Genomic DNA, 16,737 nt, shown 5'->3' on the forward strand with positions numbered 1-16,737 from the left:
GCATAAAGAAAAAAGCAAATAAAGGGGATACAAAATGTCTTTATCAGAAAGAGCTCTGGAGATACTTGATCGATATAATAAAACAGAAGATGTGATAGAAACTACCAAGAATTTTGTATATGAGATGTTAGGGCCAACGCCCGATAGAGGCGACATGCTCTATCGCTACGAGCATTCAGTAAGGGTTGCTGAAAACGGCAGAATGATCGCGATTGCTGAGAACCTTCCCGTCACCGATACTGTGGTGGCCTGCCTCCTTCATGACGCAGGCTACAGAGAATGTGGCGACGACTGGCGCATCCACCCGCAGGTAAGCGCTGATATTGCCGCAGAGTATCTTGCCAGAATAGGCTATGATCCTGATATGGCAAAAGAAATAGTGCAGGGAATCGGAAGGCATAATCTGACTGACACGTTACCTGAGGATATGAGCGTATTCCAGACCACCATCAGAGACAGCGATGATATCGACAGATTCGATATTATCAGGATTGCAATGGCTATGGGCAGTTCCGTTCACGAAAAGACAAATGTCGAGATCATCGAATCCTGCCAAAAGCAGATAGATATAGCAAGATGGTACATGACACTTCCAAGGGGAACCAAGACTGCCAAGGATATGATGGATAAAGAACTAACACAGAGAATAGAGCTTCTTGAACAGATCATAGCGCAGGCAAAGAAAGGCTTTGAATAAACCAATGAATGCTTCAATCAAAGAAGGTAAAAAGGGATACTCAGTTGCTCTTAGAACAGGGCCAGGCATGCATGAGTGCGACAGGATTATTCAGAGCATTGAGCATTTCTATGGTCATTTGCATATTGAATGCGCAGGTCATCTTGGCCTAACATCAATCGAGTATAAAGAGAATGTAGAACCCAGGAAACAAGAAATAATTGATTTCTGTAAGACGATTTAATTGCAGTAAAACTTACTATCGTAGGAGTAAAAATGGGGTATAGGATTAGAATAGCAATTCCTCAAGATGAACAGATAATTCGTGAATTGTTTACAGAGATGCTGTAGACAATTTATATTCCAGTAGACTAAGACAAATCGCAGTTTGCGGGGAGAATTACGTGAAAATAGAAAAAGATGAAATAACAATCCGAGATTTTACGGAAACAGATCTTCCACTCATGTTTAAATGGTTGACAGATAAGAGAGTGCTAGAGTATTACGAAGGTCGTGACGTCAGGTTTACGATGGATACTTTGTCTGCACATTTTTTGGAAGAAATTCCAGATGGATTCAGAATGATCATCGAGTATAAGAAATCCCCCATCGGATATGCACAGGCCTATCAATTGAGTGGTGAATTGTTCGATGAATATGACTATCCTGACGATGGACATATAGTGTTTGCTATGGATCAGTTTATAGGTGAGCCGAAATACTGGAGTAAGGGAATAGGCTCATCTTTTTTGAAAATGATGGCTTCTCATCTGAAAGAAAATATGGCTGCGGAACGAGTTCTTCTTGACCCGCACCAAGATAATAAAAGGGCTATAAGGGCATACGAGAAAGCCGGGTTTAAAATCATTAAATCACTTCCAAAACATGAGATGTTTGAGGGAGAAAAAGTAGATTGCTGGCTGATGGAATTAGCACTGTAGATTCGAGTTTGTCGGGATGATGTGATAGCGTGTTATCTTTCAGCATAACGTACTAACCTGTATGATGAATAAGTTGATTTTTTTGCCTTAGGGATATACAATGTATATACAAAGGAGGCGTTGATTATGCAAGCTCAAGTTAAAACATGGGGAAATAGTCAGGGAATTAGAATACCAAAAGAGGTACTTCAGGAAGCGGATATTTCAGTTGATGATGTTCTTGATATAAAGGTATCTAATGGCATGATAATGCTTGTTAAACCATTTAGACATAGAACACTGGAAGAACGTGCTGCAGAGTATGGTGGGCAGCTCCATTTAGATGGCGAATTTGACTGGGGTGAATCGGTAGGAAGAGAGATTTGGGAATGAAGGAAGAATTGCATCAGGGGGATATACTTAAGATTGAACATATAGGGAAACCGGTTCTTATTGTGAGTAAGGATTTCTTTAATCAGACCTTTGAGATAATCGGTTGTCCTATTTTTGAAAAAGGGGAAGCAGGGCCCTTACATATACATATCAAAACTGAAGACGTAGAAGGTTATGTGCAATGCGAAAAAATGGCACTCCTTGATTTAAATATCAGGGGTTATTCGAAGATTGATAGGATACATTATCCTGACATTATAAATATCACAGACGCTATTCAAGGAATCTTTGACTACATCTGAAAATGAAAGAACTACCCTCACAGACTCCACTTCGGAAAGGGTAGTTTATAACTATGTGATAGGTCTGAAAGAGGATTGATCAGATAGGTTAGCATACGTATTAAATATCATAAGCAATAGATCACAAATAAGATAAATGAATATGCCCACGTAATTGCCATGTAGTTGTTTATAACGGCTATGTGGCTTTTTTATATTATGGATTAGTTGACAAATACAACTAATGATTTTATCATTTAAATCCATAGGAGGGCATTCGATGGACAAGGTAAAACTATTTCGAGAAAGTACCAGAGAGTTAGAACGTAATCTTGAGAAGCTAAACAGTTCTGATTGCTGTCAATGTAACGTCAATACATCTCAATGCTTTCTGGTTGTTGAGATAGGCAGAAAACCCGGAATATGTGTAAAGGAACTTGCTGAACTTCTTAAGATGGATAAAAGTGCTGTAAGCAGATCTGTAGAAGAACTTGTTCAAAAAGGATATGTTTTGCGAGAACCTTCAACACGGGATCGCAGGTGCGTAGTGCTTAATCTGACTGATGAAGGAATGGCAAGATTCAATACAATAGAAAAAGATATGAATATGAAGTTTAAGAGAGTTTTTTCTATGATTCCAAAGGAAAAACAGGGTCAGGTTTTAGAGGCATTAAATATCTATAATGATGCGATAAAAAAATCGGAGGTGAAATGCTGTGATTAGAGAAATGAGAGATGAAGACTGGGGGACAGTAGCAGAGATTTACAAGCAGGGATTAGAAGAGGGAACATCAACTTTTAATACAGAGTGTCCTAGTTTTACTGAGTGGAATGAAGGCCACGTAAAGAATTGCAGGTTTGTTTTTGAGGAAGAAGGAAAGGTTGTAGGCTGGATAGCGCTAAGTCCCTCTTCAAGTAGGTGCGCATATAAAGGCTGCGTTGAAATGAGTGTATATGTTGATAGAAACTATAGAGGTCATGGGATAGGAACAGCTTTGGTAAATACGATTATCCGAGAGGCTGAGCAATGTGGATATTGGAGCATATATTCTGCAATATTTTCAATTAATAAAGCAAGTATAGCCTTACACAAAAAATGTGGTTTCAGGAAAATTGGCTATAGGGAAAGAATAGCTAAAGATCGATTTGGAAAATGGCAGAACACAACTCTTATGGAGTACAGAGCTTCATAATTAGTTTAGGTAGATTTGAAACTAACAAAAAATAACTTAAAATTACTATAACATTTGAAAAGATTTACACATTTTTACACGCGGAAAAAGGGGTGTGTAAATTTGGGCATAGTAAACACGATAAATAGCAATAAATTGTTTGCTGTAAATACATATTTGTGAAAAACAATATATTTTTCCCTTGGCGATAGAGAGGCACGCACTCGCAACGCGCTTCTTAGCACAGTTGAAGATAAGACCGGAAAAGTGTATGATCAATACAAGAATAAGGACATAGAAACTACCTTTGAAATGAATCCCGGAAATCATTTCAAAGATGCGGATCTGCGTCTTGCAAAGGAAATAGACTGGATACTTAAATGATCTTAACTATTAAATAATTAACATCAAGAGAAAGACCAAAGAGAGCGGCCATGTCAAATACAGAACAAACCACACAAAATATGACCTCAGGAAACAGTATGAAACAGATCATACTGTTCTTTTTGCCCTTATTATGGGGAAACCTTTTCCAACAACTATATAGTCTTGTGGATAGCATTATAGTTGGCAAGGGAATCTCGGATCAGGCGCTGGCTGCTGTTGGGGCAACCGGGACACTTAACTTCCTTATACTTGGATTTGTTGTGGGGATGACCAGAGGATTTGGCATAACCTTTGCCCAGAGCTTTGGAAAAAACGATATGGCTATGCTGAATGCATACATCAGAGCAGCCAAGAAGCTCAGTATCACGTTTGGAATAGCCTTTACTGTTGTATGCGTTTCTTTGCTCAATAAGATGCTGACGTTCTTGAACACTCCTGAAGATATCTTTGACGATTCGTATAGATATTTTGCTGTGATCTTATTGGGAATTGTAGTGACGGTTATGAATAACCTTGAGATTACAATTCTCCAGTCAATGGGAGATTCCAGAACGCCCCTCACTGCTATGATCTGTTCATCACTCGTGAACATCATGCTTGATATTATTTTCATAATGGCCTTTGGCACAGGAGTTGTCGGAGCAGCAGTGGCAACAGTGGTCTCTCAGTTTGTATCATACCTTTTGTGCCTTAAAAAGCTTAGAGCCATCGATTTTATGAGTCTGGGAAAAGACACGTCAGAAATAGCAGATGAAAAGAATATATTGGTTGAACTGATGAAAATAGGACTTCCTGTGGCACTTATGAATTCGGTCACAGCTGCAGGGACCATGGTATTGCAGTACTTCGTAAATCTTATGGGAAGCGCATATGTGGCAGCCTATTCAGCCTGCATGAAATTTGCATCACTCTTTGAGCAGTTCGGAATGTCCGTAGGTCTTTCCATGATGACCTTTGTGGGGCAAAATAAGGGCGCTGGCAAATATGACAGGATACGCACAGGAGTAAGACAGGGCCTGATGCTCTCTACACTTGTGAATGTGCCTATATCGCTCCTTATGATATTTGTGCCCGGAAGCCTGGCAAGGATGCTGCTGACTGACAACATGATAATCGGTTATTGTACCGATTTCATGCCAATCATGGGAATAAGCTTTTTTGCCCTGGGCTGGCTTTTTGTATACAGATACTCTGTTCAGGGGTTGGGCAATACCTTTATACCAATGCTCTCAGGCGGGCTCGAAGTCATTATGAGACTGATCTTTGGCTTTTTGGTAGGAAGGAACGGATTTAAGGGAATTGCCATTTCTGAAGTATCTGCATGGATAGGCGCTTTTCTGATGCTCATGGTGACATACTATTGCTTAATTGTCAAAAGAACTAAAGCAATAGCATAAAGTAGCAATAAAAAGACTCCCTGGATTTTTTATCCAAGGACTCCTTTTTTAGCATTGGCAAGAATGGGAACTTCTGTAGTATCTTTGTCGTTTAGATTCTTACCGTCATATTTTTGGGTTTCATCAGCTATTACCTTTGATAAAAGAAGAACGGCTATAAGGTTTGGAAATGAGCGATTTATGTAGTGGATGCGCTATGGAATCTTGAGATGCCCATAGCCTGGAGAGTTCATGCGTGAACTCTCTTTTTTAGAATTATTGTATTGATTTACGAGGTAAGCCTATGTGTGATGTAAAAAATATAGTGATATCTATAAAGAAATAGCTAAATTAAATCCTAAGGATACTTTATAGCTTGTTCTTGAGAGTGAGACTGAAGAAGAAAAAGATTTCTATGAGATGGTATGAGATTTTTTACTACAAAGAAGGCAAAAAGAAGTAATGATTATATTTCAGTATAACTAACTGAGAGAATACAGATTGAGCAGGTGCAATATTTGCACCTGCTCTTGACATAAAAGTGCAAATATTGCATTATTAATGCGTGGAAAGTGCAAATATTGCTTTCAATTGATGGATGAGGTGCAAGATGGGCGAGGTTAAAGAACTGAGAGTAGAAAAAAAGCTTACGCAGCAGCAAGTGGCGGATTTAGTAGGAATTTCGCTTAGGTCATATAAATCCTATGAAAATGATAAGGATAAAGAAGGCACTATCAAATATGCTTACATTCTCGATAAACTAAAAGCTCTGAATCCGATAGATGAGGAGCATGGCATTTTGGATATGGATTTCATCATAGAAAAGTGTAAAGAAGTATTTGATGAGTATCCAGTGCATTACTGCATTTTGTTTGGCTCTTATGCCAAAGGAAAAGCAACAGAATCTAGTGATTTAGACTTTCTTATTTCAGCTGATGTGAAAGGGCTTAAGTTTTATGGGTTAGTTGAAAAACTTAGATTGGCCTTACATAAGAAAGTTGATGTCCTTAATCTGGACCAGCTAAAGGATAATCTTGAACTTACTAATGAAATACTAAGGGATGGTATTAGAATTTATGGATAATATAAAAAATGATCATTATTATCTGGAGAAGATAAAAAAAGATATTGCCTTTATTGTAATTCATATGAAGGATGTGGATTTACAGGAGCTCAATGAAAACGAGGTTTTGCTGGATTCTATGCTCTTTAGAATGATTCAGATTTCTGAAAGTGCTAAGAAACTATCGGCAGAATACAAGAACGAAAAGCCTGGTCTTCCATGGGATGAAATGTCAGGTCTCAGAAATCGTATAGTTCATGATTATGGGAATGTGGATCTTGAAATTGTGTATGAAACACTGAAATATGACATTCCAGAGCTCATGGAACAGTTGAAAGAAGATTAGATATCGATAGTCGATTATAGCTGAATATAATACCCCATGTATTATTTAAAAAATGGAATAAACGGAAGGATTATTTCTATGATAATTGATAGACGTATAGATGCCGGGAAGGCGTTTGACTGGGGAAGAACTTCTGAAGAATATGCAAAATACAGGGATGTCTATCCGAATGAATTTTATCAGAGGATTGCAGATAGAGGGCTTTGCATAGATGGACAGAATGTGCTCGATCTTGGGACAGGAACCGGCGTACTGCCACGTAATATGTACCGGTATGGAGCAAATTGGACAGGAACTGATATCTCTCCTGAACAGATAGAACAAGCTAAACGCCTGTCGGAAGACGCCGATATGAAGATTGATTTTCAAACGGTACCTACAGAAGAAATTGATTTTCCAAAAGAAAGCTATGATGTAATTACGGCTTGTCAGTGTTTCTGGTATTTCGATCATGAGCGGGTTATGCCCAAATTGGCTGACATTCTTAAGCCGGATGGAAGGTTGCTGATCCTATATATGGCATGGCTTCCCTTTGAAGATAAGATAGCAGGAAAAAGTGAGGAGCTTGTTCTGAAATATAGTCCTAACTGGACAGGTGCCGGGGAGACCAAACATGCAATATGGATCCCCAATGTGACTTATGAGTATTTCGAATTGGAAGATCATGAAGAATACGATTTGAAGATATCCTTTACTAAGGAATCATGGCATGGGCGGATGAAAGCCTCTCGAGGCGTGGGTGCGTCCTTGTCGGAGGAAGAACTTGAAAAATGGGATGAAGAACACAGGGAATTGCTTGATGAAATAGCGCCTGAGCAATTCGAGGTACTTCATTATGCTGCATTGGCAGTACTGAAGAAAAAATAACTTCCAGTTGAAATAAGCAAATCGGGATTAGTGGAGTAGAACATGGATAAAAAAAGGGCTTTGTCTGGCGCCATAACATTTATAACCCTGATGGGAATCGTAAGTCTGTTTTCGGACATGACTCATGAAGGCGCAAGAAGCATATTGGGCGAATATCTGAACCTCGCAGGGGCATCCGCTGCAACCATCGGATTTGTGTCCGGTATAGGAGAATTGTGCGGGTATTCACTAAGGCTCATATCCGGATTTATAGCAGATAAAACGAAGAAATACTGGACATTTGTTATCACAGGCTATGTAATACAGGCTCTGGCGATTCCTGCACTGGCACTCGTACCTGAACATGGCTGGATTTGGGCCTGCGGTCTTGTGATCCTGGAGCGTATCGGAAAAGCGATAAAAAAGCCTGCCAAAAACACATTGGTAAGCTTTGCGGCAAGCGAGATCGGAACCGGGAAAGGCTTTGCCTATCAGGAGTTTCTGGATCAGCTTGGCGCGTTTCTCGGACCGGTACTGCTTTTTGTAACAGCTCTTGTAAAAGGTACAGACGACCTTTTTACAACATATAGGATCTCTTTTGCGATACTGCTTGTTCCTGCAATGATCACCATAGCTCTTGTTTTGACAGCAAAGATAAGATACCCTGATCCGGAGATCTTTGAAAAGCAGGAAGATAAACCGGCAAGCTTTGAATTCAGGAAGTCATTTGTTCTGTTCATGGCGGCCATCTGTTTTTTTGCTTTTGGCTTTGCAGACTTCACCCTGATCACACTTCATTCGGCTAATACCGGAGCATTTAATGAATCCATGCTCAGCCTGCTATATGCTGGGGCAATGGCTGTGGATGCCTTTGCTGCACTATTCTTTGGCTGGCTTTATGATAAGGTCGGGCTGAAGGCTCTGATCATTTCCACACTATGCAGCACATTCTTCTCATGTTTTGTTTTTATGACTGGAAATGCCTGGTTGATCGGAGCTGGGATAATTCTGTGGGGGATTGGAATGGGTGCGCAGGAAAGTATTATGAAAGCAGCTGTCAGCGGAATCGTCCCGCGTTCCATGCGAAGCACCGGTTTCGGAATATTTGAGACAGGATTTGGTATTGCGTGGTTTCTGGGCAGTTGGCTTCTCGGTGCCCTGTATGATTTGAATCCTGTGTATCTTGTCACTGTGTCTGTGGTATCACAATTTCTGGCGATTGCATTTTATGCTTTATGCCTCCGATGCAATAAGACAGAGTGCTAACAATACCAGTTTGTTGGAATTAGCATTATACCGGAAGTTATGATATGTGTGATTGACACAAATACTCCTATATGGTAGTATAAAACTACGATATAGGAGTATTTGGTTATGAAGACAAATGGTGGATTTCTTGTTACAAAAATAAAACAGCTGGGTGATCGTATATTTGAAAGGATACTGGCAGAAAAAAACATTGATGCATTTAACGGAGCTCAGGGAAGGATTCTTTATGTCTTATGGCAGGAAGATGGTGTTCCTATTAAAATTATTTCCGAGAAAAGCGGACTTGCAATTACTTCACTTACGACCATGCTTGAGCGGATGGAAAAAAACGGACTGATAAGCCGCAAAACTGATGAAGCTGATAAGAGAAAAACTCTTCTGTTCCTCACAGATAAAGCCAAAGAACTTAAAGAAGCTTATGACTCCGTATCCAATGAGATGGGGAATATTTATTATCGTGATTTTACGGATAAAGAGATTCTTCAGTTTGAAGAGTATCTTAACCGCATCAGGGTAAACCTTGAGGAATGGAGTGACAAATGAGTATCTGTATTAAAGATCAGATTCAGAACATGAATCTTGTTATAGGGTGCACTGTTGGATGTCCGTACTGCTATGCCAGAAACAATACGAGGCGTTATCACATCATAGATGATTTTGAAAAGCCACAGTTTTTTCAAGGAAAGCTTCGTATGATGGAAAAGAAAAAGCCGCAGAATTTTCTGCTGACCGGCATGAGCGATCTCTCGGGCTGGCATGAGGAATGGAGAGAGGAAGTCTTTAAAAAGATAGCAGAGAATCCTCAGCACCAGTTTCTTTTTCTTACCAAACGACCGGATCTTCTGTCTTTTGAAACAGATCTTGATAATGCATGGTTTGGCGTTACAGTTACGAGAAAGTCTGAGTTATGGCGTATTGATGCACTGCGGAGCAATGTGAAGGCAAAAAAATATCATGTTACCTTTGAGCCTTTGTTCGATGATCCGGGTAAGGTTGATCTTACAGGCATTGACTGGATTGTGGTGGGAACCATGACAGGTGCAAAGAGCAGGACTGTTAAAACAGATCCCGGGTGGGCTTATTCATTGACGGAACAGGCTCATGAACTGAACATTCCTGTATTCTGGAAAGAAGATCTTGTTCCGATTATGGGAGAAGAAATGATACAGGAAATGCCGGATGCTTTTAACAAAGTGCTGGAGGAACAGAGGATATGGAACAACCAGAAATCAAAGTAAATCATATAGAAACAAAAAGTGTAATGACAAAATCGAATACTCCTATTGGAGGATATTCGGTGAATCCCTATGTGGGGTGTCCCCATGCCTGTAAATACTGCTATGCATCTTTTATGAAACGCTTTACAGGGCATACGGAGGAATGGGGAACCTTCATGGATGTGAAAGACTGGCCTGAAATAAAGAATCCAAAGAAGTATGCCGGCCAGAAGGTGATCATTGGAACAGTTACGGATGGTTATAATCCGCTAGAGGAAACATATAAAAATACAAGAAGACTTCTGGAAGAACTAAAGGACAGTGGTGCGGACATACTTATCTGCACAAAGTCAGACCTTGTACTAAGAGATCTGGATCTGCTAAAAGAGATCAATGAAAATAGCAGACTTACAGTATCATGGTCAATCAATACTCTAGATGAAGAGTTTAAAGATGATATGGATGCGGCAGTAAGCATAGAAAGAAGGCTTGCTGCAATGAAAGAGGTATATGCGGCAGGCATTCGTACAATTTGCTTCATTTCACCCGTGTTCCCGGGGATTACGGATATAGAGGCAATCATAGACAGGACAAAAGATCAGTGTGACCTTGTATGGCTTGAGAATCTGAATCTTCGCGGAGGTTTTAAGGCAGATATCATGAAATACATTTCCGATAAACATCCGGATCTGGTGCCGCTGTATGACGAAATTTATAACAAAAAGAACCGCAGCTATTTTGAAGCGCTGGAAAAGAAAGCAGAAGAGCTGGCTAAAAAGTATGATTGCAGGTTTGTTGATAATGAAACTCCGTATGAGAGAGTAGAGAAAGGACATCCAACAATCGTAGATTACTTTTACCACGAAGAAGTAAGAGGAACTGCCAATAGTGGAAAGAGAAATGTAATACATAATCCTTGATGGAAGAATAAACCGGAAGTTAATTCTACAACTTCCTGTTTGTCGAGCTGAAATAATAGATCTCTATGACAGCCAGCTTTCAAGTCTCCCGGCTAAATGATATGATTATGGCAGATGGGGCAGTGAAGTAATTGATGACCTTAAGTATGATAAGTTATGGGAGGTAACTTAATATGCGGATTGTAAATCTCATTGAGAATACCGAAGGTGTACCCGGATGTGCATCTGCACATGGACTGTCTTTTTACATTGAAACGGCGAATCATAAGATGCTTGTCGATCTTGGTCCGTCTGAAGAGACGCTTGAAAATGCAGCTAAGTTGGGAATTGATCTTGGTGCAGTCGACATGGTGATATTGAGCCATGGTCACTATGACCATTCCGGAGGTATTATTTCTTTTGCCAAAATAAATGAACATGCGGATATATATATGCAGCGTCTTGCCACAGGGGATTATTACTCAGATGATGGTGCAAGGGAAGGAAGAGACAGATATCGCTATATAGGAATTGATAAGGCAATAGCAGATCTTCCACAGGTTAAACTGTTGGATGGGGATACTGTAATTGATGATGAGATCTCTGTATTTGTGATGGATGAGTCTGCATTTAAACGGCCATTTACTAATTCCAGGTTAAAAGAAAAAGTGGATGGCTCTTATGTACAGGATAACTTCAGGCATGAACAGTATGTTGTAGTTAGTGAAGGAAACAGAAAAGTCCTCATATCCGGATGTGCTCACAATGGAATCCTTAATATCATGGGTGAGTATGAACGAAAATACGGTTCTTGTCCGGATGCCGTTATCAGTGGGTTCCATCTGATGAAGAAATCCGACTACACGGATGATGAGATTGATGAGATCATTGATACGGCCCAAAGACTTAAAGAGTATCGGACAACATTTTATACATGCCATTGCACAGGGGTTAATGCATATGAGTCGATGCGGAATATCATGGGCGATCAGTTAAAGTACGTTCACTCCGGAGAAGAGGTCCGCCTAAAAAACATGCCTATTTGGAGCTTTACCTGAAAAATGATTAACCTTGTAATAAAAACTGCTCAGCTTTCTGCATTATGTCTTGAAGGTTTCTAATATCTGTTGCTACATGTTTTGTTTCAAGAGAATGATTGGCTTTATCCACAGTATAAAGCGTAAGTTCAAGCTCTTTACATTTTGCTTCGGCGACGTCATTCGGGCACCAGGGGTCATCAAGACCATGGAAGACTACGCCTGCATTTTTTCTTATTATGTCAAAAGTCTGCGGAACAGGGGTAAATACAAGGTGCCTTGCCCCAACCTGCAGTTCATTGTCAAAATGTGCAGCCAAGGCTGTGCCAATACTTTTTCCTATAAAAATAACATCACTGTAATCTTCAAAAGAAATATTGCCAAGGACTTCTTTTATCTGATCGGCAGCTGTTTCAAAAGCCTCCTGCATTCTGATCTTATCGTTCATGATCTCACGTGCTTTATGAGGGAATTTGTAATTAACCTCGATTATTTCATAACTGTTTTCACGGGCAATCCTTTTTGAAAAATAAAGAAGTGGTTTATCGCTGTGATAGCCCATACCAGGGAATATAACTGCAAGCTTTTTATTATCCATGTGTTCCTCCAAATATTGCTAAAACAATTATACTGCGAGGACTTTTCTTAATCCATCCCCTGTCTAAAAAGGTACTATATCCTTTTTAAAATTACTATGGTACTGTCAAATTAGAAGAATAAATGTGACCCAAACGAAGGGTTGTGGCGGTTGTATATGCAAAGGAGACTGCTTATGAAAAAGAATATACGCATGGTTTTATTAGGACAGTTAATACTGCTTGCAGTGGTATTTGTGATTTTGATTTTCATTGGAGGCTGGGGATCATCTGCTATATTGTGGTTTATTGATCTGCCTACTCTGATACTTCTTTTGATAGTGCTGATCCCGGGACTTATAATTATGGGAGAATGGAAAGATTTCATAAAAGCATTCTCAGTAGGGATAAAGCAGTACAGGCTTTTAGAACTTAAAAACATAATAGGGGCGGTGGATGCCGCGCAGAAGCTTACTGCTTTTGGTGCACTTTTTGCGATAATAGTATCCGGAGTTCTTATTCTTGGAAGAATTGATGATTTTTCACTAATTGGACCGTATCTTGCTGTATGCTTTCTGTCCGGTTTATATGCTGTTATTATAGAGTTCTTCCTTCTTCCGTTAAGGCTTAATGCTGAGCGGAGAATGAACGAGGAAATGGATATGGATGTTGAATAACTAACTGACATAGAGATTCAATGTGGAAATGGGCTTTGGATATGAAGGAACTTGGTCTTACAAAAGAAGAATACCTTCAAGTAGTATCCCAATTTGGCTTTACGAAAAGAGAGCTTGAACTGGGCTTTTTAAAGGTGTCTGGGTTTACTAATCGCAGAATAGCTTATATGCTTGGAATCTCGGAACAGACTGTAAAGAACCATTTCACAAGAATATATGAAAAAGCCTGGGTGCCTGGGAGAAATGAATTTCAGGAGCTGTTTACTAAAGGAAGATGAATTCGGTAGGGCTCAGTAATGTAAACATCCGTTGACAATAACATAAGACATGTTATCATAAAAAATATAAATCTACAGAAAGAGCACATTTGTGTAAAGGTGAAGAAATGCGGTATTGATGATCATTTTTAAGTTAACACGATTTTTGACCTGGGGACAGGTTTATTTGTGTACGCTTGAATTTGATCAGAGCATAGCATCTGACAATTATGATTTGATGCTTGCTTGGCAAGTCTGCTTGGGATGTTTCATGATCCCGGTTGAACTTGTTTCGCTATTATTCTTCATTCTTACATATTTGCCGGTTGGCTTATATATAGGGTTGATTTAGCGAGTCTGTTTTTGCGTACGCATGTATGCAGGAGCAGGCTTTTTTATTTCGAGGAAATTGCTTTCCTATGTTATAAAGACACTTTGTAAGGCTGCGTAGTTTGCGCGAAAATTGTATGCATGCAATATCCTTACTTGTGTTATGCGAGGCTTTTGTCAAAACCACCATCTGTAAATCCCCGGGAGGAAGGAGCTATATGGCACAGATAAATGTTACAGGCCTTACTTTTGGATATGAAGGCAGTTTTGATAATGTTTTTGAAAACGTTTCTTTCATGGTGGATACCAACTGGAAGCTTGGATTTATCGGAAGAAACGGAAAAGGAAAAACCACCTTTTTAAATCTACTGATGGGAAAATATGAGTATCAGGGAAGTATATCTTCTAATGTGTATTTTGACTATTTTCCCTACGAAGTATCGGAAAATGAACTTGAAAAGACAGCGGACGAACTTATGGAAAAATGGAAGAGCGGCGTTGAAAGCTGGAGAGTAATGTGCGAACTTCCAAAGCTATCGGTGGATGCTGAGCTTTTATACAGACCATTTAAAACCCTTAGTTATGGCGAGAGAACCAAGATCATGCTGGCGGTGCTGTTTTCAGGAGACAATGACTTTCTGCTAATAGATGAACCCACAAACCATCTGGATATGGAGGCGAGGGATATTGCAAAGGCATATCTGTCAGAGAAAAAAGGCTTCATTTTGGTCTCTCATGACCGCGACTTACTTGATGCCTGCACAGATCATGTACTTGTGCTAAACAGAGCCACCATAGAAGTTCAAAGCGGCAATTTTTCAAGCTGGTGGGAAAATAAGGAGAAACAGGATGCTTTTGCCAGATCTGAAAATGAAAAGCATCTAAAAGAAATTGGCAAGCTTAAGGCAGCAGCAGACAGAACTGCAAGATGGGCTGAGAAAAGCGAGAACAGCAAAATAGGATTTGATCCCATAAAAGAAAATGACAGATCAATATCCACGAGATCCTTCATAGGTGCGAAAACCAAGAAAATGCAGTCGAGGGTAAAGTCCTTTGAAGACAGAATGAACAGAGAAATTGAGGAAAAGGAAGGACTTCTTCAGGATATAGAGGAAACTATTGATTTAAAGATCATGCCACTTAAGCATCATAAGGAAAGACTTATAGAATGCAGGGACTTATCACTGAGATATCTCGACGGCAACGAAAATGTAATAGAGAATCTGACATTTGAAGTACGTCAGGGAGAAAGAGTATTTCTCACAGGAGCCAACGGCAGTGGAAAATCCAGCCTGATAAAGGCGATACTTGCTAAGAATATGGGTCCCTCAAACAGCGTAGTTTCTGATGGAGTAGTTGGCAGAATAGACGTTAATACAAATGCATTAGGCGAAAATATAGGAAATATGGAACTCTTTGGCGAATTACATGTTGCCGCAGGCCTTAAGATATCTTATATCAACCAGGATACATCACATTTAAAGGGGAGCCTGTCTGATCATGCAAGGAGAAATGACCTGGACTATAGCCTTCTTTTGTCAATCCTAAGGCAGCTTGACATGAACAGAGAACAGTTTGCTAAGAATATGGAGGATTTTTCAGAAGGACAGAAGAAAAAAGTCCTCATTGCATCCAGTCTGTTGACACCTGCTCATCTTTATATCTGGGACGAACCGCTAAATTATATTGATGTATTTTCGAGAATGCAGATAGAGAGGCTCATTGAGAAGTACGCTCCCACAATGCTTTTAGTGGAGCATGATGTGAGATTCAGAGAAAAACTTTCATCAAAAGAAATTTGTCTATGAGATGGCAGAGCATCCATAGTCACTTTATGTAGATGACTTCTTAAGTGTATGATGATATGATGATGTTTGCTGTGCAAAAAGCATCATCATATTCACACTTAAGAGGTTTTTATAATGAAAAAAGTTTCACTTATAAAAGAAATAATAATTCTGACACTGGCTACTACTATAATCGGGGCATCAGTCTTCTTTTTTCTTATGCCAAGCCATGCATCAGTCAGCAGCATATCCGGCTTGTCCATTGTTCTTACTAATTTTATTCCGCTGCCGGTTTCGGCCATAACAATGATACTCAACGTATTTTTGCTGATAATAGGCTTTATTACCTGCGGTGCGGAGTTTGGGTATAAGACCGTATACACTTCCGTTTTGCTGCCTGTTGTGATCGGCATATTTGAAAAAATCTTCCCGGATTTTAAATCCTTCACAGGAGATGCTACGCTTGATGTTTTGTGTTACATATTCTTTGTGAGCATAGGTATCGCAATTCTTTTTAACAGAAATGCCTCCTCCGGTGGCCTTGATATTGTGGCAAAAATCATTAACAAATATCTGAGAGTTGACCTGGGAAAAGCAATGTCGGCAGCAGGCATGTGTGTTGCTGCTTCTTCAATACTTGTGTACGATTCCAAGACCCTGATACTGAGTATTTTAGGGACATATTTTAATGGAATGATACTGGATCACTTCATTTTTGACCAGAAGCTTAAAAGAAGAGTCTGCATAGTTTCACCTTTTGAAAAAGAGATACGCAGCTTCATCTTGAACGAGCTTCACAGCGGGGCAAGTATTTACAAGGCTATTGGCGCCTATCGCATGCAGGAGCACAACGAGATCATTACTATAGTAGATAAAAGTGAATTTCAAAAGCTGATGGCTTTTATTGATAAGGTGGATCCGCAGGCTTTTGTCACTGTATATAAAGTCAGCGAGATGCAGTACAGATCCAAATCCATGCCGGAGAGGATCTTCTGATTCACAAATGAGCCGATTTGTTACGTCTCCGCTGCCTCTGCTATAATAGAGGCGGAGGGCGGAGATGGTGAATATAACAAGTGTAGACCGTTGGCTCTAACGTTGCGGAGCGGCAAAAGCCCCAAGTTGCCATGAAAACAGGGGGACTTGTTGCTTTTTCGCTTTCAGCGCAAACATCCCAGGGAGCGAAAAGCCCCAAGTTGCCACGAAAACAAGGGGACTTGTTGCTTTTT

General features: G+C 39.9%; 21 protein-coding genes. 20 read left to right on the plus strand and 1 reads right to left on the minus strand.

The window, feature by feature from the left end:
- The first annotated feature begins 34 nt into the window (after window positions 1–34).
- The 16 genes from T543_RS15360 (at window position 35) to T543_RS11385 (ending at window position 11,903) form a co-directional block, all read left to right on the plus strand.
- Window positions 35–697, plus strand: a complete 663-nt coding sequence (locus T543_RS15360) for an HD domain-containing protein (RefSeq protein WP_051638735.1) — start codon at window positions 35–37, stop codon at window positions 695–697.
- Window positions 690–920 (plus strand): hypothetical protein, encoded by a 231-nt coding sequence (locus T543_RS11315; protein WP_197023960.1) that lies wholly within the window; start codon window positions 690–692, stop codon window positions 918–920. Before T543_RS15360 ends, T543_RS11315 begins: the two co-directional genes overlap by 8 nt.
- A 166-nt stretch (window positions 921–1,086) precedes the next feature.
- Entirely contained in the window at window positions 1,087–1,617 is a 531-nt protein-coding gene (locus tag T543_RS11320) for a GNAT family N-acetyltransferase (protein WP_255347225.1), read from the plus strand.
- A 126-nt stretch (window positions 1,618–1,743) separates the two neighbouring features.
- Window positions 1,744–1,989, plus strand: coding sequence for an AbrB/MazE/SpoVT family DNA-binding domain-containing protein (locus T543_RS11325; protein ID WP_035768599.1), 246 nt, complete (start codon window positions 1,744–1,746; stop codon window positions 1,987–1,989).
- Entirely contained in the window at window positions 1,986–2,291 is a 306-nt protein-coding gene (locus tag T543_RS11330; RefSeq protein WP_035768601.1) for a type II toxin-antitoxin system PemK/MazF family toxin, read from the plus strand. Before T543_RS11325 ends, T543_RS11330 begins: the two co-directional genes overlap by 4 nt.
- 259 nt (window positions 2,292–2,550) lie before the next feature.
- Window positions 2,551–2,994, plus strand: coding sequence for a MarR family winged helix-turn-helix transcriptional regulator (locus tag T543_RS11335; protein WP_035768603.1), 444 nt, complete (start codon window positions 2,551–2,553; stop codon window positions 2,992–2,994).
- On the plus strand, window positions 2,987–3,463 hold the full coding sequence (locus T543_RS11340) for a GNAT family N-acetyltransferase (RefSeq protein WP_242839512.1): 477 nt from the start codon (window positions 2,987–2,989) through the stop codon (window positions 3,461–3,463). Before T543_RS11335 ends, T543_RS11340 begins: the two co-directional genes overlap by 8 nt.
- A 461-nt stretch (window positions 3,464–3,924) precedes the next feature.
- Complete coding sequence (locus T543_RS11345) at window positions 3,925–5,226, plus strand: MATE family efflux transporter (RefSeq protein ID WP_197023961.1); 1,302 nt, start codon at window positions 3,925–3,927, stop codon at window positions 5,224–5,226.
- A 589-nt stretch (window positions 5,227–5,815) separates the two neighbouring features.
- Window positions 5,816–6,289 carry a nucleotidyltransferase domain-containing protein gene (locus T543_RS11350; RefSeq protein ID WP_035768609.1) on the plus strand — a complete coding sequence of 158 codons (474 nt, stop codon included), beginning with the start codon at window positions 5,816–5,818 and terminating at the stop codon, window positions 6,287–6,289.
- Complete coding sequence (locus tag T543_RS11355) at window positions 6,282–6,614, plus strand: HepT-like ribonuclease domain-containing protein (protein WP_035768611.1); 333 nt, start codon at window positions 6,282–6,284, stop codon at window positions 6,612–6,614. The genes T543_RS11350 and T543_RS11355 overlap by 8 nt, the downstream gene beginning before the upstream one ends.
- A gap of 78 nt (window positions 6,615–6,692) precedes the next feature.
- The gene (locus T543_RS11360; protein WP_035768616.1) at window positions 6,693–7,481 is read left to right on the plus strand and encodes a class I SAM-dependent methyltransferase; all 789 of its coding nucleotides are present in this window, start codon (window positions 6,693–6,695) and stop codon (window positions 7,479–7,481) included.
- 42 nt (window positions 7,482–7,523) lie between these two features.
- A complete protein-coding gene (locus tag T543_RS11365) occupies window positions 7,524–8,726 on the plus strand; it encodes an MFS transporter (protein WP_035768617.1) in 1,203 nt (400 codons plus the stop codon).
- Between the two features lie 108 nt (window positions 8,727–8,834).
- A complete protein-coding gene (locus T543_RS11370; RefSeq protein WP_013282512.1) occupies window positions 8,835–9,272 on the plus strand; it encodes a radical SAM mobile pair system MarR family transcriptional regulator in 438 nt (145 codons plus the stop codon).
- A complete protein-coding gene (locus T543_RS11375) occupies window positions 9,269–9,967 on the plus strand; it encodes a radical SAM mobile pair protein A (protein WP_022762011.1) in 699 nt (232 codons plus the stop codon). The genes T543_RS11370 and T543_RS11375 overlap by 4 nt, the downstream gene beginning before the upstream one ends.
- Complete coding sequence (locus T543_RS11380; RefSeq protein ID WP_022755164.1) at window positions 9,943–10,866, plus strand: radical SAM mobile pair protein B; 924 nt, start codon at window positions 9,943–9,945, stop codon at window positions 10,864–10,866. The genes T543_RS11375 and T543_RS11380 overlap by 25 nt, the downstream gene beginning before the upstream one ends.
- Window positions 10,867–11,039: 173 nt before the next feature.
- Window positions 11,040–11,903, plus strand: coding sequence for an MBL fold metallo-hydrolase (locus T543_RS11385; protein ID WP_035768618.1), 864 nt, complete (start codon window positions 11,040–11,042; stop codon window positions 11,901–11,903).
- A 7-nt stretch (window positions 11,904–11,910) separates the two neighbouring features.
- Here T543_RS11385 and T543_RS11390 read toward each other — a convergent pair whose 3' ends face one another.
- The gene (locus T543_RS11390) at window positions 11,911–12,480 is read right to left on the minus strand and encodes an alpha/beta hydrolase (RefSeq protein ID WP_035768619.1); all 570 of its coding nucleotides are present in this window, start codon (window positions 12,478–12,480) and stop codon (window positions 11,911–11,913) included.
- A gap of 174 nt (window positions 12,481–12,654) precedes the next feature.
- On the opposite strand from T543_RS11390, the gene T543_RS11395 reads away from it, so the two are divergent.
- The 4 genes from T543_RS11395 (at window position 12,655) to T543_RS11410 (ending at window position 16,504) form a co-directional block, all read left to right on the plus strand.
- Window positions 12,655–13,134 (plus strand): hypothetical protein, encoded by a 480-nt coding sequence (locus tag T543_RS11395; protein ID WP_035768620.1) that lies wholly within the window; start codon window positions 12,655–12,657, stop codon window positions 13,132–13,134.
- Between the two features lie 41 nt (window positions 13,135–13,175).
- On the plus strand, window positions 13,176–13,412 hold the full coding sequence (locus T543_RS11400; protein WP_197023962.1) for a helix-turn-helix transcriptional regulator: 237 nt from the start codon (window positions 13,176–13,178) through the stop codon (window positions 13,410–13,412).
- A gap of 527 nt (window positions 13,413–13,939) precedes the next feature.
- A complete protein-coding gene (locus T543_RS11405; protein WP_035768625.1) occupies window positions 13,940–15,529 on the plus strand; it encodes an ATP-binding cassette domain-containing protein in 1,590 nt (529 codons plus the stop codon).
- A 114-nt stretch (window positions 15,530–15,643) separates the two neighbouring features.
- Window positions 15,644–16,504 carry a YitT family protein gene (locus tag T543_RS11410; RefSeq protein WP_035768627.1) on the plus strand — a complete coding sequence of 287 codons (861 nt, stop codon included), beginning with the start codon at window positions 15,644–15,646 and terminating at the stop codon, window positions 16,502–16,504.
- Window positions 16,505–16,737: the final 233 nt, after the last annotated feature.

The sequence above is a fragment of the Butyrivibrio sp. NC2002 genome (assembly GCF_000702265.1).
GTDB lineage: Bacteria > Bacillota > Clostridia > Lachnospirales > Lachnospiraceae > Butyrivibrio.

Bases quoted from the DNA above. Each gene is read 5' to 3' on its own strand.
- T543_RS11350 (WP_035768609.1), top strand. From the start codon at position 5,816: ATGGGCGAGGTTAAAGAACTGAGAGTAGAAAAAAAGCTTACGCAGCAG.
- T543_RS15360 (WP_051638735.1), top strand. From the start codon at position 35: ATGTCTTTATCAGAAAGAGCTCTGGAGATACTTGATCGATATAATAAA.
- T543_RS11360 (WP_035768616.1), top strand. From the start codon at position 6,693: ATGATAATTGATAGACGTATAGATGCCGGGAAGGCGTTTGACTGGGGA.
- T543_RS11365 (WP_035768617.1), top strand. From the start codon at position 7,524: ATGGATAAAAAAAGGGCTTTGTCTGGCGCCATAACATTTATAACCCTG.
- T543_RS11325 (WP_035768599.1), top strand. From the start codon at position 1,744: ATGCAAGCTCAAGTTAAAACATGGGGAAATAGTCAGGGAATTAGAATA.
- T543_RS11410 (WP_035768627.1), top strand. From the start codon at position 15,644: ATGAAAAAAGTTTCACTTATAAAAGAAATAATAATTCTGACACTGGCT.
- T543_RS11345 (WP_197023961.1), top strand. From the start codon at position 3,925: ATGAAACAGATCATACTGTTCTTTTTGCCCTTATTATGGGGAAACCTT.
- T543_RS11400 (WP_197023962.1), top strand. From the start codon at position 13,176: ATGAAGGAACTTGGTCTTACAAAAGAAGAATACCTTCAAGTAGTATCC.
- T543_RS11330 (WP_035768601.1), top strand. From the start codon at position 1,986: ATGAAGGAAGAATTGCATCAGGGGGATATACTTAAGATTGAACATATA.
- T543_RS11355 (WP_035768611.1), top strand. From the start codon at position 6,282: ATGGATAATATAAAAAATGATCATTATTATCTGGAGAAGATAAAAAAA.
- T543_RS11375 (WP_022762011.1), top strand. From the start codon at position 9,269: ATGAGTATCTGTATTAAAGATCAGATTCAGAACATGAATCTTGTTATA.
- T543_RS11380 (WP_022755164.1), top strand. From the start codon at position 9,943: ATGGAACAACCAGAAATCAAAGTAAATCATATAGAAACAAAAAGTGTA.
- T543_RS11385 (WP_035768618.1), top strand. From the start codon at position 11,040: ATGCGGATTGTAAATCTCATTGAGAATACCGAAGGTGTACCCGGATGT.
- T543_RS11395 (WP_035768620.1), top strand. From the start codon at position 12,655: ATGAAAAAGAATATACGCATGGTTTTATTAGGACAGTTAATACTGCTT.
- T543_RS11405 (WP_035768625.1), top strand. From the start codon at position 13,940: ATGGCACAGATAAATGTTACAGGCCTTACTTTTGGATATGAAGGCAGT.
- T543_RS11335 (WP_035768603.1), top strand. From the start codon at position 2,551: ATGGACAAGGTAAAACTATTTCGAGAAAGTACCAGAGAGTTAGAACGT.
- T543_RS11370 (WP_013282512.1), top strand. From the start codon at position 8,835: ATGAAGACAAATGGTGGATTTCTTGTTACAAAAATAAAACAGCTGGGT.
- T543_RS11390 (WP_035768619.1), bottom strand. From the start codon at position 12,480: ATGGATAATAAAAAGCTTGCAGTTATATTCCCTGGTATGGGCTATCAC.